General features: G+C 63.0%; 13 protein-coding genes. 3 read left to right on the top strand and 10 right to left on the bottom strand.

The window, feature by feature from the left end; genetic code table 11:
- Nucleotides 1–115: 115 nt before the first annotated feature.
- A complete protein-coding gene (tyrP, locus tag SSARUM_RS16275; protein WP_060430352.1) occupies nucleotides 116–1,324 on the top strand; it encodes a tyrosine transporter TyrP in 1,209 nt (402 codons plus the stop codon).
- A gap of 47 nt (nucleotides 1,325–1,371) precedes the next feature.
- On the opposite strand, the gene SSARUM_RS16280 is transcribed toward tyrP, so the two are convergent.
- Entirely contained in the window at nucleotides 1,372–1,911 is a 540-nt protein-coding gene (locus SSARUM_RS16280; protein WP_004935943.1) for a YfaZ family outer membrane protein, read from the bottom strand.
- 338 nt (nucleotides 1,912–2,249) lie between these two features.
- Here SSARUM_RS16280 and katA point away from each other — a divergent pair, with 338 nt between their 5' ends.
- Nucleotides 2,250–3,686, top strand: coding sequence for a catalase KatA (katA, locus tag SSARUM_RS16285; protein ID WP_049233894.1), 1,437 nt, complete (start codon nucleotides 2,250–2,252; stop codon nucleotides 3,684–3,686).
- Nucleotides 3,687–3,729: 43 nt separating this feature from the next.
- On the opposite strand, the gene menE is transcribed toward katA, so the two are convergent.
- The 8 genes from menE to idnO all read right to left on the bottom strand — a co-directional run bounded on the left by menE (nucleotide 3,730) and on the right by idnO (nucleotide 11,988).
- The gene (gene menE, locus SSARUM_RS16290; protein ID WP_060430354.1) at nucleotides 3,730–5,115 is read right to left on the bottom strand and encodes an o-succinylbenzoate--CoA ligase; all 1,386 of its coding nucleotides are present in this window, start codon (nucleotides 5,113–5,115) and stop codon (nucleotides 3,730–3,732) included.
- Nucleotides 5,103–6,086 (bottom strand): o-succinylbenzoate synthase, encoded by a 984-nt coding sequence (gene menC, locus SSARUM_RS16295; protein WP_049233898.1) that lies wholly within the window; start codon nucleotides 6,084–6,086, stop codon nucleotides 5,103–5,105. Before menC ends, menE begins: the two co-directional genes overlap by 13 nt.
- Nucleotides 6,086–6,943 carry a 1,4-dihydroxy-2-naphthoyl-CoA synthase gene (menB, locus tag SSARUM_RS16300; RefSeq protein WP_033635308.1) on the bottom strand — a complete coding sequence of 286 codons (858 nt, stop codon included), beginning with the start codon at nucleotides 6,941–6,943 and terminating at the stop codon, nucleotides 6,086–6,088. The genes menC and menB overlap by 1 nt, the downstream gene beginning before the upstream one ends.
- A gap of 11 nt (nucleotides 6,944–6,954) precedes the next feature.
- Entirely contained in the window at nucleotides 6,955–7,725 is a 771-nt protein-coding gene (gene menH / locus SSARUM_RS16305) for a 2-succinyl-6-hydroxy-2,4-cyclohexadiene-1-carboxylate synthase (RefSeq protein ID WP_038876383.1), read from the bottom strand.
- Entirely contained in the window at nucleotides 7,722–9,398 is a 1,677-nt protein-coding gene (gene menD, locus SSARUM_RS16310; RefSeq protein ID WP_060425869.1) for a 2-succinyl-5-enolpyruvyl-6-hydroxy-3-cyclohexene-1-carboxylic-acid synthase, read from the bottom strand. Before menD ends, menH begins: the two co-directional genes overlap by 4 nt.
- 378 nt (nucleotides 9,399–9,776) lie before the next feature.
- Entirely contained in the window at nucleotides 9,777–10,088 is a 312-nt protein-coding gene (gene elaB, locus SSARUM_RS16315; protein WP_025303653.1) for a stress response protein ElaB, read from the bottom strand.
- An 81-nt stretch (nucleotides 10,089–10,169) separates the two neighbouring features.
- Entirely contained in the window at nucleotides 10,170–11,201 is a 1,032-nt protein-coding gene (gene idnD, locus SSARUM_RS16320) for an L-idonate 5-dehydrogenase (RefSeq protein WP_033653769.1), read from the bottom strand.
- Between the two features lie 22 nt (nucleotides 11,202–11,223).
- On the bottom strand, nucleotides 11,224–11,988 hold the full coding sequence (gene idnO, locus SSARUM_RS16325) for a gluconate 5-dehydrogenase (protein ID WP_033648038.1): 765 nt from the start codon (nucleotides 11,986–11,988) through the stop codon (nucleotides 11,224–11,226).
- A gap of 268 nt (nucleotides 11,989–12,256) precedes the next feature.
- Here idnO and SSARUM_RS16330 point away from each other — a divergent pair, with 268 nt between their 5' ends.
- Nucleotides 12,257–13,240, top strand: coding sequence for a LacI family DNA-binding transcriptional regulator (locus SSARUM_RS16330; RefSeq protein WP_060430356.1), 984 nt, complete (start codon nucleotides 12,257–12,259; stop codon nucleotides 13,238–13,240).
- On the opposite strand, the gene SSARUM_RS16335 is transcribed toward SSARUM_RS16330, so the two are convergent.
- Complete coding sequence (locus SSARUM_RS16335; RefSeq protein WP_103772906.1) at nucleotides 13,210–13,728, bottom strand: DUF1097 domain-containing protein; 519 nt, start codon at nucleotides 13,726–13,728, stop codon at nucleotides 13,210–13,212. The two genes, SSARUM_RS16330 and SSARUM_RS16335, sit on opposite strands and share 31 nt — an antisense overlap.
- Nucleotides 13,729–13,732: the final 4 nt, after the last annotated feature.

A 13,732-nucleotide genomic window follows, 5' to 3' on the forward strand; every position in this document is an offset into this window, starting at 1 on the left:
TAATGTACATCGTGCGTAACGTCGGTTTGACACAAATTAGGGCTTCCACTATCCTGCCATCCTCATAAATCGTTACCTATAATTTTCAAAATCTTTCGGCTGGTAGAGAAAAAACGTGAAGAATCGCACTCTTGGCAGTGTTTTTATCGTGGCGGGTACCACCATTGGCGCCGGGATGCTGGCGATGCCGCTGGCGGCGGCCGGCGTCGGCTTCGGCGTCACGCTGGCCTTACTGGTCGGGCTGTGGCTGTTGATGTGTTACACCGCGCTGCTGCTGGTAGAGGTTTACCAGCATGAGCAGGCGGATACCGGTCTGGGCACCCTCGCCAAACGTTATCTCGGCGGCGGCGGCCAGTGGCTGACCAGCTTTAGCATGATGTTCCTGATGTACGCCCTCACCGCCGCCTACATCAGCGGCGCCGGCGAACTGCTCGCCACCAGCATCAGCCAGTGGACGTCGCAGGACTTCCCGGTGTCGCTCGGCGTTCTGCTGTTCACCCTGGTGGCCGGCGGCGTGGTATGCATCGGCACCCACTCGGTCGATTTGTTCAACCGCATCCTGTTCAGCGCCAAAGTGGTATTTCTGGTGGTGATGCTAGGCCTGATGTTGCCGAATATCCACCAAACCAACCTGATGACGCTGCCGCTGGAGCAAGGCCTGGCGCTGTCGGCTATTCCGGTGATCTTCACCTCTTTCGGCTTCCACGGCAGCGTGCCGAGCATCGTCAACTATATGGGCGGCAACATTCGCAAACTGCGCTGGGTGTTTATCATCGGCAGCGCTATCCCGCTGATGGCCTACATCTTCTGGCAGCTGGCAACGCTGGGCAGCATCAGCTCCGACACCTTCGTCGGCATTCTGGCGCAGCAGGCCGGGCTGAACGGTTTGTTGCAGGCGGTGCGCGACGCGGTGGCTTCGCCGCACGTTGAACTGGCGGTGCACCTGTTCGCCGATCTGGCGCTGGCGACCTCGTTCCTCGGCGTCGCGCTCGGGCTGTTCGATTTCCTGGCCGACCTGTTCAAGCGGCAAGACAACGTGCGTGGCCGCCTGCAAACCGGCGCCATCACCTTCTTGCCGCCGCTGGCCTTTGCGCTGTTCTATCCGCGCGGCTTCGTGCTGGCGCTAGGATTCGCCGCCATTGCCTTGTCGGTGCTGGCCCTGCTGTTGCCTTCACTGCTGGTGTGGAAAACGCGCCAAAAACATCAGGCACAGTATCGCGTCTGGGGCGGTACGCCGGCGCTGGCGTTGGTGTTTGTCTGCGGGGTGACGGTGATCGCCATTCAACTGGGCATCGCCAGCGGCATGCTGCCGCCGGTAGGGTAAGCGGAACAGAAAGAACAAAGGGGCCTGAAGGCCCCTTTTTCACAGCGTCAGAAGCTCAGACCCACGCCGACGTAAGGGCCATCGGCCAGCGTGTTGTCGCGACGCCCGTCTTTGCCTTCCATTTGCATGTAACGGTAGCCCACGTCCACGCTCAGCGGACGGAACTTCCAGCGCAGGCCGCCGCTGGCTTCGTTATAGGCTTTCACGCCGCTGGTGAAGGATTCAGGGGCAAAGTACCCTTCGCCGTGCAGGCTGAAGTAACGGTTGATCTCCCACTCCAGGCCGCCGCCCAGCGCCACCGCCCCGCCGCTCTTCCCGTCTTTCGGGCTGAGGTACAGCGCTTTGGCACCCACGGTCGCCGTCAACGGCCCCAGCGGCACGCCGAAGTTCAGCCCCACGCTGCCGACGTTACCGTCGTGGTCGCTGCGCGCCCAGTTGCCGGTCAGGCCCAGACCAGAAGAGCCGGTGCTCATGCCAACGCCCAGGTTGGTGTAGTGCTGCCCGGCTTCGCCCGACACGCTGATGGCGTTCGCCGCGCCGGTCACCAACAGCAATCCTGCCGCGCACGCGACCCAAGTCTTTTTCATCATCTTTCCCTCTGGTTTGTCATCCGTACCGAATGATCGAATCAACGCATAATAATAACGTCACGAGTCTATACCAAAGCGCAATGAGTATTTAAGGGATAAAAGCGAAAAAATTCTTCAATAATCAAATAAATGTAAATATTTGCAAACAAGATTCTATATTCGTCAAGGCAATGCCAACGATAACCGAGACCTATTTGCCGTCGCTCGGCAATAGGGCTACAACTAGTAGTGGCTTTGACCAAGGTCAGGGGAAGAAGCCCCGCCAAAGGACTATGCTGATGAACGCTTAAACCGCCCGAGTCTTTACTTAACTGCACTACGATAAGGAGCAAGTGATGAGCAAGAAAGGACTGACCACCGCAGCCGGCGCCCCGGTTGTCGATAACAATAACGTGATCACCGCAGGCAAACGCGGCCCGATGCTGTTGCAGGACGTGTGGTTCCTGGAAAAATTGGCCCACTTCGACCGTGAAGTCATCCCCGAGCGCCGCATGCACGCCAAGGGATCCGGCGCTTACGGCACCTTTACCGTCACCCACGACATCACCCGCTACACCCGCGCCAAGATCTTCTCCGAGGTCGGCAAACAGACCGACATGTTCATCCGCTTCTCCACCGTCGCCGGTGAACGCGGCGCCGCCGACGCCGAACGCGACATTCGCGGCTTCGCCATGAAGTTCTATACCGAAGAAGGCAACTGGGATTTGGTGGGTAACGATACGCCGGTGTTCTACCTGCGCGATCCGCTGAAATTCCCCGATCTCAACCACGTGGTGAAACGCGATCCGCATACCAACCTGCGCAACCCCGTCTACAAGTGGGACTTCTTCTCCCACCTGCCGGAGTCGCTGCACCAGCTGACCATTGACTTCAGCGATCGCGGCATTCCGAAATCCTATCGCCACATGCACGGCTTCGGCAGCCACACCTTCAGCTTTATCAATGCCGCCAACGAGCGTTTCTGGGTGAAATTCCACTTCCGCTGCCAGCAAGGCATTGAAAACCTGATGGATGACGAAGCGGAAGCGATCATCGCCAAGGATCGCGAAAGCTCACAGCGCGATCTGTTCGACGCGATCAAACGCGGCGACTTCCCGCGCTGGAAGCTGCAAATTCAGATCATGCCGGAACACGAAGCCTCGCAGACGCCATACAACCCGTTCGATCTGACCAAGGTGTGGCCGCACGGCGACTATCCGCTGATCGACGTCGGCTATTTCGAGCTGAACCGCAACCCCGACAACTACTTCTCCGAGGTTGAGCAGGTGGCGATGAACCCCGCCAACGTGGTGCCGGGCATCAGTTTCTCGCCGGATAAAATGCTGCAAGGCCGTCTGTTCTCCTATGGCGATGCGCACCGCTATCGCCTGGGCGTCAACCACCACCAGATCCCGGTGAACGGCGCCAAATGCCCGTTCCACAACTACCATCGCGACGGCGCGATGCGCGTGGACGGCAACAGCGGCAACGGCGCCACCTACGAACCAAACAGCTTCGGCCTGTTCCAGGAGCAGCCGGACTTCAGCGAGCCGCCGCTGAGCATTGAGGGCGCGGCCGACCACTGGAACCATCGTGAAGACGACGATTACTACAGCCAGCCTCGCGCGCTGTTCAACCTGCTGAGCGCCGAAGAGCACCAGCGCATGTTCACCCGCATCGCCGGCGAACTGTCGCAGGTGCCGGAGCAAATCCAGCGCCGTCAGGTCGAGCTGTTCACCAAGGTGCACCCGGACTACGGCGCCGGCGTCGCCAGGGCGTTGGGGCTGAAATAATCCCCTGCCGTCATCCACTCAGCCGCCCTGTCGGGCGGCTTTTTTATGCCTGAGAGAGACGCCGCGCCACCCATTGCTGCAACTGGCGGCGCGAAATCTTGATGCCGCCGTTTTTCAGCTCGTCAGGCAGCGGGAGCAGCGCCGCCGGGCGTTGGAAATTGGCCAGCTTGTCCTGCGACCAGGCGAGCAACGCCGCCAGCGACAGCGACGGATCGCCGTCGATTACCGCCACCGGCCGCTGGCCGAACTCGGCGTCCGCCGCCGGCACCACAAACGCCTGCGAGATCTGCGGGTGCGCCGCCAACACGCGTTCGATATCCTCCGGCTGCACCCCTTCGCCGCCGCTGAAAAACAGGTTGTCCAGCCGGCCCAAAATGCGCAGTTCCCCCTCGGCCATCGCGCCGCGATCGCGGGTCGCGAACCAACCCTGTTCATCCGCCAGCGGCTGCAGCTGGCCATGATGCCAGTAGCCGAGCGCCAGGCTGTCGGCGCGGATCCAGACCTCTTCGTCCACCAGTTTTACCTCGCGGCCGCTTAGCGGCAGGCCGACGCCCGGCCGCGCATCGGCGCGCTTGGCGCACACCGTGGAAGCCAGTTCGGTCAGCCCGTAGCCGCACCAGCAGCGGATCCCCGCCGCTTCCGCCCGTTCGGTCAGCGCCACCGGGATCATCGCACCGCCGAGCAGCACCTCTTTCAGCGTCGTGCCCGTCAGCGGTTGCGCCAGCAGCCGCCAGAGCTGTGTCGGCACCAGCGAGGCGTGCGTGCATCCCGCCAACGCCTCGGCCAGCGGATGCATCTCGCGCACCGCCAGCCGCGCGCCCGCCGCCAGCCAGCGCCAGACGATGCCCTGGCCGGAGACGTGAAACAGCGGCAATGACAGCAGCCAGCAATCCTCGTGCTGAAAATCCATCAGCCGCAACACCCCGGCGGCGCTGGCCAGATGATTGGCGTAGCTGTGCGCCGCCGCCTTCGGCAGGCCGCTGGAGCCCGAGGTCAGCGTCAGCGTCGCCAGACGTTGCGCATCCCACATCGGCAGGTTCGGCCAGCGCGGCTCGGTCGAGGGCGGCGTCAATCGAATCACCTCTTCCGGCAGCGCCGGCAACGGATCCGGGCCGAAGGCAAAGGTGATGTCCAATTCGGGTAACAGCTGTGCCAGCAGCGGCGTCGGCAAGGCAGGATTGAGCGGCAACAGGCGCGCGCCGCATTGCAGCAGCGCCAGATAGGCCAACAGCAGCGGGTAGCTGTTTTTACCGCACAGCGCCACGCCACAGCCCGGCTCCACGCCCTGGTGCTGGAAGTCCGCCGCCAGCTCATCCACCTGGCCTTGCAACGCCAGCCAACTCAGCGGCCGCTCGCCAAGCAGCAGCGCCGTCGCCTGCGGTTGAAGGCTCGCCCAGTGCCGCCATGGCCAATCGCTTAACGGCGCCATAGGCACTCCAGCGCCGAGGCATCCAGCAGCGGCAATGCGCTACCCGGCCAAGGCCGCAGCACCTGCGCCTGCATCAACCCCAGGGTATCCAGCCCCGGCACGGTGTCCGGCGTCAGCCAGCGGGCGATGCGCGCCAGCTGGGTTAACCCCAGGCTGGACTCGATGCTGGAGCTGATCACCGCCGTCAGCCCCGCCGCGTGCGCCTGCGCCACCAACGCCTGGCAGCGCGCCAGGCTGCCGACCAGCGTCGGCTTGATCACGATGGCCGCCACGCCCGGCTCGGCCTGCACCACAAAGTCCGCCTCGCGCACGCTCTCATCCCAGGCGATGGCGATGCCGGTCGCCCGGGCGAAATCGCGCGATTCATCACGGGTCTTGCAGGGCTCTTCCAAAAAGGCGATGCGATCGCGCCACGCCGGGTTGACGTATTTGGCGAAGCCGTCGGCTTTGGCGCGGGTCCAGCTGCGGTTGGCGTCCAGCCGCAACCGCAGATCCGGCAGCGCCTCCAGCAGCACGTTGACGATCATGCCGTCGCGCACCGCCTCATACAGCCCCACCTTCACCTTGGCGACTTTCTCGCCCGGCAAGGCGTTCAATGTCTCGAACAGCTCATCCGGATCGCCGGTACACAGCGGCGCCTTGCGAAAATCCGCCTGCGTCGGCAAGCGCTGCTCCAGCTCGGCCTGCGCGCAGCTAATCCCAAAAGCCACCGAGGGCAGCGCGCTGTCATCCGGTTCGTTGCCCGCCAACCAGGCCTGCAGCCAGTCCAACGCGGCCTGTTCGGCCTGCGCCAGCGTTTCCCTGCTGAATTCCGGCAGCGGCGCGATCTCGCCCCAGCCTTCACGCTCGCCCTGACGCAGCTGCACCACCCATCCGTCACGCGTTTTCAACCGCTGATTGCGCAGCACCACGCCCGCCTCCATCGGCAGGCTGTAACGGTAAAGCGCCGCGCTGCGGTTTACCCCGTTCATTACGGGTTACGCTTGAATTTGCTGAAGTCCGGCTGACGCTTCTCGTTGAACGCGTTGCGCCCTTCCTGCCCTTCGTCGGTCATGTAGAACAGCATGGTGGCGTTGCCCGCCAGCTCCTGCAAACCGGCCTGGCCGTCGCAGTCAGCGTTCAGCGCCGCCTTCAGGCAGCGCAGCGCCATCGGGCTGTTCTGCAGCATTTCGCGGCACCAGCGCACCGTCTCTTTTTCCAGATCGGCCAGCGGCACCACGGTATTAACCAGCCCCATGTCCAGCGCGGCGGCGGCATCGTACTGGCGGCACAGGAACCAGATTTCGCGCGCCTTCTTCTGGCCGACGATGCGCGCCATGTAAGACGCGCCCCAACCGCCGTCGAACGAGCCCACTTTCGGGCCGGTCTGGCCGAAGATGGCGTTATCCGCCGCGATGGTCAGATCGCACATCATGTGCAGCACGTGGCCGCCGCCGATCGAATAACCGGCCACCATCGCCACCACCGGTTTCGGGCAGGTGCGGATCTGGCGCTGGAAGTCCAGCACGTTGAGGTGATGCACGCCGCTGTCGTCGCGATAGCCGCCGTAGTCGCCGCGCACTTTCTGATCGCCGCCGGAGCAGAAGGCCTTATCGCCGGCGCCGGTCAGAATAATGACGCCGATGCCGTCGTCGTAACGGGCGTTGGCCAGCGCGTCGATCATCTCTTTAACCGTTTGCGGGCGAAACGCATTGCGCACCTGCGGCCGGTTAATGGTGATTTTGGCGATGCCGTCGGCGGACTTGTGATACAGAATGTCTTCGAAATCGCCGGTGCAATCCTGCCAGGCGATGGCGGCATACAGCTGTTCTTCATTCGGATAAAGCATGTTCGGTTCCTTTAACCAGGGTTAACGAGAAAGGTCTGCAGCTCGGCGACGAAATCCTGCGGATTGGCCAGATGCGCGTTGTGGCCGGCCTGCGGCACGATGCGCAACGGCAACCCGGCGTCGCGCGCCAGCCGTTGAAATTTGGGGTCGTTCTCACCGCACAACACCTGCAGCGGCACGCTCAGTTGGCGCAGCTGCGGCGCCAGATAGGGCTGCCGCCCGAGCGACGTGGCTTCGAGCATGTCGGCGATCGCCGGGCCGCTGTTGACCGAGCGCGCGGCGATCAGCGCCTGGCGGTGCACATGGCTAAGCTCTTTGAACACCGGCTGCTGATACCAGTCCGCCAGGACCTCGGCGATCGGCTCACTGCGAAAACGCGCCGCCCACAGCGCATCCTGTTCGCAGCGCCGACGGCGCTGCTCTTCGTCCTCCAGCCCCGGATTACCGCCCTCGACGATCACCCCCTGCAGGCCGGCATGGCGGCCGTGGCAGGCGTGATACATGGCGATGCGCCCGCCGAGCGAGTAGCCCACCAGCCAATAGCGTTCGATATTGCGCAGCTGCAGCGTGGCGGCAATCTGCGCGCTGATGTCGTCGAAGCCGCGGCAGCTCACCGCCACGGAATCACCGTGGCCGGGCAGATCGATGGCCAGCGATGGCCATTCCGGGCAGCGTGCGGCGATCACCCGCCATTCATTGTTGTTGCCGAGCAGGCCATGCAGCCACACCAGCCACGGGCGGCCCGCTTCGCCCTGTTGCAAAATTCGCGTCGCCAGCATCATTGCACCGCCATCTGTTGCACCAGGTATTGCAGGCTTTCGGCCCCCGCGCTCGGCGGCACCTGCAGTTCGATAAGCGTGGCGCCGCCGCGCCGCCAGCCTTGTTCAACCGCCTGTTGCAGCTGGCTCCAGTTCTCCGGCCGCGCGTAACCCAGCTGGAACATCGCCGCCGCGTGGCTGAACTCGACGTTCTGCGGCATGCAGTAAAAGCGCTGACGATCCTCTTCCGGCGTCGGCAGCAGCGAGAAAATTTGGCCGCCGTTATTATTGACGACGATCAGCACCGTCGGCGCCGAGCTCTGGCGCAGCAGCGCCAGCGCATTGAGGTCATACAGAGCGGAAAGATCGCCCACCACCGCCAACGTCGGTCTGGCGGTGGCGCGCTGCACGCCGGCAGCGGTGGAGATCAGGCCGTCGATGCCGCTGGCACCGCGGTTGCTGAATACCGGGTAGGCGACGGGCAATGGCGTTAACGCGTCGATGAGCCGCACTACCAGGCTGTTGCCGAGAAACAGCTGCCCGTTCTCCGGCAGCAGTTCCGGCAGGCGGTGCGCCAGCTGCGCTTCGCCAAAGTTATCGTGCAGATGCGTGGATGCCGCCGTCAGCGCTTTATCCGCCAGCACGGCCAGCCCGGCGGCCCAAGGCTGGCGCGGCTGCGCCGGGTGCTGCGCCAACCACTGAGCCACGCCGGCGCGCAGGCGCCGCCCCCGGTGCTGGGCCGGATCGAGCCGCCCCGGCAGCTCGTCGATGATCCAATACTCTTCCGGCCGGCACTGCGCCTGCCACTGCAGCAGGCGTTTGCCGGTCAGGCTGCCGCCGAACTGCACCACCAGCTGCGCATCTTGCAGTACGCGCTGCGCCTGCGGGTGAGCGAGCCACAAATCGGCGCAGGGCAGCGGTTGCCCGGTCTGCGACAGCACGTCGCCGATCAGCGGCCAGCCCAGCGTTGCGGCCCATTCGGCCACCTGCGCGCCCTCTTGCGCGCTCATGCGCCCGGCCAACACCACGCCGCGCTTTTGCCGCCAGAAGAACCAGTCCGGCTGCGGCAATGGCGCCGCATGCGTCTCGCTTTCCTGCAGCCACGGGCGATCGCTCTGCCACCAGTCGCCCAGCGCGGCGGACCAGTCGGCATAGTGACGTTCGTCGCCGCCGTACAGCGGCTCGGCGAACGGGCAGTTGATGTGCAAAGCGCCGTGCTGCAGGCGCGCCATCGCGCTGTCGACGCTGGAGGCCAGCCACGCGGCCGGAATATCCGGCGTAGGACGCGGCAGATCGATCGCCAGCGTCGGGTGGCTGCTGTAGAGGCCGTTTTGACGGATCGCCTGATTGGCGCCGCAGTCGATCAACTCCGGCGGCCGATCGGCGGTGAGAAACACCAGCCGCTCACCGGTCAGGCCGGCTTCGATCAGCGCGGGATAAAGGTTGGCCGCCGCGGTGCCGGACGTGACGATCACCGCCACCGGCTCACGCGCCGCCTTCGCCAGCCCAAGCGCCAGATGGCCGAGCCCGCGCTCGTCAAAATGGGTATGACAGATAAACGATCGGTTAGCCGCGGCGGCCAGCGTCAGCGGCGTGGAGCGCGATCCCGGAGCGATACAAACATGCCGCACCCCATGGCGGGCCAGCGCCTCGAGCAGCACAGCCGCCCACCGGCGATTAAAAACACTTGTCGACATAGTTCGCTCACAAGTCAGTTAACAGAGATCGTCTCCGGCGCAGCCGACGGACGCCGCGCCTGTAGTTACGCTCTGTATTATATGAGGTGTTATTTTCACGGCTTTTGCGCCAGCGCAAGAACGCCGTATATCCCTGGGCGTTTACACCAGATAATTGTTTGATTTAGAACAAAAAATAAACAATAAAAACACAAATACTTTACACTTGCGGCGGCGCCGGCTCAATCCGTCCATACAAAAATAAGGGGAATAGAGGCGCTCCGACGGCGGCTAGCGGGAAGTATAGGCGGGATAAGGGAAAGCCAGCGGGGAAACGGCGGGATGAACGTACCGCCTGCGGAAAAACATGGGGCGGCCTGCGCCACCCCGATGGGTGATTTATTTGCGGGCCAGCAGCAGTCCCAGCACCAGCCCGACGGTGGCGCCGATGCCTACGCTGTGCCAGGGTTTATCCCGCACGTAGTCGTCGGTGCGGTGTACCGCTTCTTTGGCGCGCGCATAGTAGGATTCGCCGGTGTTCGCCCAGCGCGCCTTAACCTCACTCAGCGCCTGCTCGGCGTGCGACTTGATGTCGATGTAGGCCTGATCCGCGCGGTCGCCGGTATATTGCAGCACTTCTTCCAGCGTCTCGGTCAGCATTCTCAGATCGTCATCCAGCGTAGTTTGCTCAGCATCCGTATGTCTTGCCATAGTGAGATCTCCGTGGTTGAAAAATTAAGCGTTCCTACACTATAGACAAGGATCGCCGCCTGCGGCCATCGGACTTTTACCCTAAAACACCAATTGCACCTTGGCGGCCTGGCGCTTATCGCCGGCAAACTCCAGCGCCTGCGCCAGTTGCCCGCTGGCGAATTCCGCCGACAGCAACGGCAGCGGATCGACCACGTCGTCGGCCAGCCACGCCACCGCCAGCGCAAACTCCGCCACGAAGCGGAAGGATCCGAGCAGGTTCAACTCCTTGGCGATCAACAACATCAGCGGAAAATCGGGGAAGCTGGCGCCCATGCCCACCTGCACCACGGTGCCTTTGGCGCGGGTGATCTCCAGGCAGCGCTGCAGCGACTGCGGATGCCCCGCCACTTCGAAGGCGACGTCGAAATATCCTTTGTCCTGCTGATAACCGCTAACATCGTCGTCCGCGGCATGCAGGCACCGATCGGCCCCCATTTGCCTGGCGATCGCCAGGCAGCGCGGGCTGAGATCGGCACAGACAATTTCGGCGGCGCCCAGCGCTTTCAGCGCCGCCACCAGCAGGCAGCCGATCGGGCCGACGCCGGACACGAAGATCTTTTTCCCCGTCACGTCGCCGGGCTGCTTCGCCGCGTGGATCGCCACCGCCAGCGGTTCAGCGAACACCATCACCCTGTCGTCGCGATCGGCGCCGTAAGGAATGCACTGCGCGCTGTCCACCACTTTGTATTGGGTAAAAGCACCGTCGACGTGCGGAAAATACATCGCGCTGCCGAAAAAACGCATCTCGACGCATTGATTGCTTTGCTGCGCCAGACAGTATTTGCACTGCCCGCAGGGTTTGCTGGGATTGAGCGCCACCTTCTGCCCGACCGGCAGCTGCGGCGAATCGCTGGCGACCACCTCGCCGATCACCTCATGGCCCAGCACCATCGGCTGGCGCACCTGAAAATTGCCGACCCTGCCTTCCTGAAAGTAATGCAGATCCGAGCCGCAGATGCCGCCGCGGCTGATTTTCACCAGCGTTCCCTGCCCCCGGTAATCCACTTCTTGCGCAATCACCGCCACGTCGCGTTTGCCATTGACCACGCAGGACTGGGTTTGAATTTTCATCTCAACACTCCACGAAAAAAGGTTACACCGCCGCCGACATGCCGCCATCGACAAACAGCAGTTGCCCGTTGACGAAGGCGGAGGCGTCGGCGGCCAGGAACACCGCCGCGCCGATCAACTCCTGCGGATCGCCCCAGCGTGCGGCGGGCGTGCGTTGGGTCAGCCAGGCGGTGAAGGCCGGATCGTCGGCCAGCGCCTGTGTCATCTCGGTTTTGAAGTAGCCGGGGGCGATGCCGTTGACCTGAATGTTGTAGCGCGCCAACTCCACGCACATGCCGCGCGTCAGCATTTTCACCGCACCCTTGGAGGCCGCATAAGGGGTGATGGTGTCCCGCCCCAGCTCGCTTTGCATCGAGCCGATGTTGACTATCTTGCCGCGCCGGCGCGGCACCATATAACGCGCCACGGTTTGCGACACGATGAAAACCGCCTTCTGGTTGACGGCGATGATGTCGTCCCAGTCTTGCTCCGGAAACTCGGTGAACGGGTGGCGGCGCTGGATGCCGGCGTTGTTGATCAAGACGTCTATCGCGCCGATATCCGCTTCGATACGATCGATGGCAGCATGCACCGCCTGGGAATCGGTGACGTCGAACGCCGCCGCATCGGCGCGCAAGCCCTCTTCGCGCAGGCGATCGGCGGCGTGTCGGGCATGTTCGTCGGTGGTGGCGTTGACCAGAATATGCGCGCCTTGCTGCGCCAGGCCGCGCGCCAGCAGAAAACCGATGCCGCGCGAGGCGCCGGTGATCAAGACAATTTTGTTATCCAGTGAAAACAGGTTGTTCATGGTGATTCCCGGCCATCAGGCCTCCAATCAGACAGGCCTCTATCTCAGCCGATTGTTACCGGTAAAAACGTGATGGAAATCACTGAACATCATGTTACGAAACCCTGTTACCCTTAACGTGATCTCACGCAGGCAGCAAGCGGGCAAAAAGCAGTTATCCAATTGAAAAATAGCTATTTTTAATAGGAGCGCATTCATTGTTATCGCCAAATCGATTTGTTAACATACCGCTATCTGCCCTTGCCGCGCCGCCCGTGAAGGCCACCGAATGAAACACCCCCGCGTTACGCTACAGGACATTGCGCAATTGGCCGGCGTGACCAAAATGACCGTCAGCCGCTTCCTGCGCACGCCGGAAAAAGTGGCGGCCGACACCGCCGAACGCATTGTGCAGGTCATGCGGGAGCTGAACGTCACAGATGCCGATACCGCACAGGCCGGCAGAAAACCGCGCATCGGCGTACTGATCCCCTCCTTCAACAACCAGATCTTCGCCGACCTGCTGGCCGGCATCGAATCCGTTACCCAAGCGCGGGGTTACCAAACGCTGGTGGTGAACTACGATTACAGCCCGCAGCGGGAAGAAGAGCAGATCGCACAGCTGTTGAGCTACCCGATCGCCGGGCTGATCCTCACCGACTCTGCGCATACCTTGCGCGCAGAGACCTACCTCGGCGCCGCCAAAATCCCCCTCGCGCAGGTAATGGATCTCGACGCGCCGCCGGGGCGGATTGCGGTGGGGTTTGATAATGAACAGGCGGGGTATGACATGACCAAAGCGCTGCTCGCCAGCGGCAAACGGCATATCGTTTACTTTGGCGCCATGTCGGACGCCCGCGACAATAAACGCTATCGGGGGTACTGCCGCGCCATGGCGGCTCAGGAGCAAACGCCGCGCCAGATCACGCCGCATCGGGTCTCTTCGGTTTCGATCGGCGCCGACATGCTGGCGATGGCGCGCGAACGCTACCCGCAGTTGGACGGTATCCTGTGCACCAACGACGATCTGGCGGTGGGCGTGTTGCAGGCCTGCCTGCGTCTCGGCGTGCGCGTGCCGCAGGAGATTGCGCTATCGGGTTTTCACGGCCTGGATATTGGCCAGGCGACCACGCCGGGCATCGCCAGCGTGATCACGCCGCGCTTTGACATGGGGAAAACCGCCGCTGAAATGCTGCTGCTGCGGATCGCGGGCGAACCCTGCGCCGAGCGCCACGATCTGCACTACCGCCTCTCACTCGGCGGCACCGTTTGAGCCGGCATTCGGGCTGACCGGCTGTGCGGCACGGCTTTTTCGCTGCGCGCCGCCCACCACAGACCGCTGTTTTTCATCGCATAGCCAAACAGCAAGCCCACCAACAGAGAAAGCGTCACCAGCGGCCAATCTCCGCCGCCGGCGAAGGTCGCACAGGCGCCGATAAAGGTGCCGGGCACAAACCCCAGCCACTGCTGTTTGGCCTGAATGCACATCAGGAACGCAACGACGCCGGTCAGCAGATACCCCAGCAGTTCCCACTGCGGCGCCAGTTCGCTGCCGTGGATGATCGCCATTGCCCAGAAGACGCCGCTGCAGCAGGTTAACGCGCCGATCAACAGCCCTTTCAGCCCACCCTGCGGGCAGGCGAAATACGCCGTGCAGCCGAGAAAACCGGCCCAACCGATCAGCCCCAGGCTGACGGCAACCCAGCCCCACACGCCGGAGAGGATCCCGGTAGTAACGGCAATGGCGAAAAGAACGTTCATAAAG

The organism is Serratia sarumanii (genome assembly GCF_029962605.1).
Lineage (GTDB): Bacteria > Pseudomonadota > Gammaproteobacteria > Enterobacterales > Enterobacteriaceae > Serratia > Serratia sarumanii.

Bases quoted from the DNA above. Each gene is read 5' to 3' on its own strand.
- menH (WP_038876383.1), bottom strand. From the start codon at position 7,725: ATGATGCTGGCGACGCGAATTTTGCAACAGGGCGAAGCGGGCCGCCCG.
- menC (WP_049233898.1), bottom strand. From the start codon at position 6,086: ATGAACGGGGTAAACCGCAGCGCGGCGCTTTACCGTTACAGCCTGCCG.
- menE (WP_060430354.1), bottom strand. From the start codon at position 5,115: ATGGCGCCGTTAAGCGATTGGCCATGGCGGCACTGGGCGAGCCTTCAA.
- SSARUM_RS16330 (WP_060430356.1), top strand. From the start codon at position 12,257: ATGAAACACCCCCGCGTTACGCTACAGGACATTGCGCAATTGGCCGGC.
- elaB (WP_025303653.1), bottom strand. From the start codon at position 10,088: ATGGCAAGACATACGGATGCTGAGCAAACTACGCTGGATGACGATCTG.
- idnO (WP_033648038.1), bottom strand. From the start codon at position 11,988: ATGAACAACCTGTTTTCACTGGATAACAAAATTGTCTTGATCACCGGC.
- SSARUM_RS16280 (WP_004935943.1), bottom strand. From the start codon at position 1,911: ATGAAAAAGACTTGGGTCGCGTGCGCGGCAGGATTGCTGTTGGTGACC.
- menB (WP_033635308.1), bottom strand. From the start codon at position 6,943: ATGCTTTATCCGAATGAAGAACAGCTGTATGCCGCCATCGCCTGGCAG.
- SSARUM_RS16335 (WP_103772906.1), bottom strand. From the start codon at position 13,728: ATGAACGTTCTTTTCGCCATTGCCGTTACTACCGGGATCCTCTCCGGC.
- menD (WP_060425869.1), bottom strand. From the start codon at position 9,398: ATGTCGACAAGTGTTTTTAATCGCCGGTGGGCGGCTGTGCTGCTCGAG.
- idnD (WP_033653769.1), bottom strand. From the start codon at position 11,201: ATGAAAATTCAAACCCAGTCCTGCGTGGTCAATGGCAAACGCGACGTG.
- katA (WP_049233894.1), top strand. From the start codon at position 2,250: ATGAGCAAGAAAGGACTGACCACCGCAGCCGGCGCCCCGGTTGTCGAT.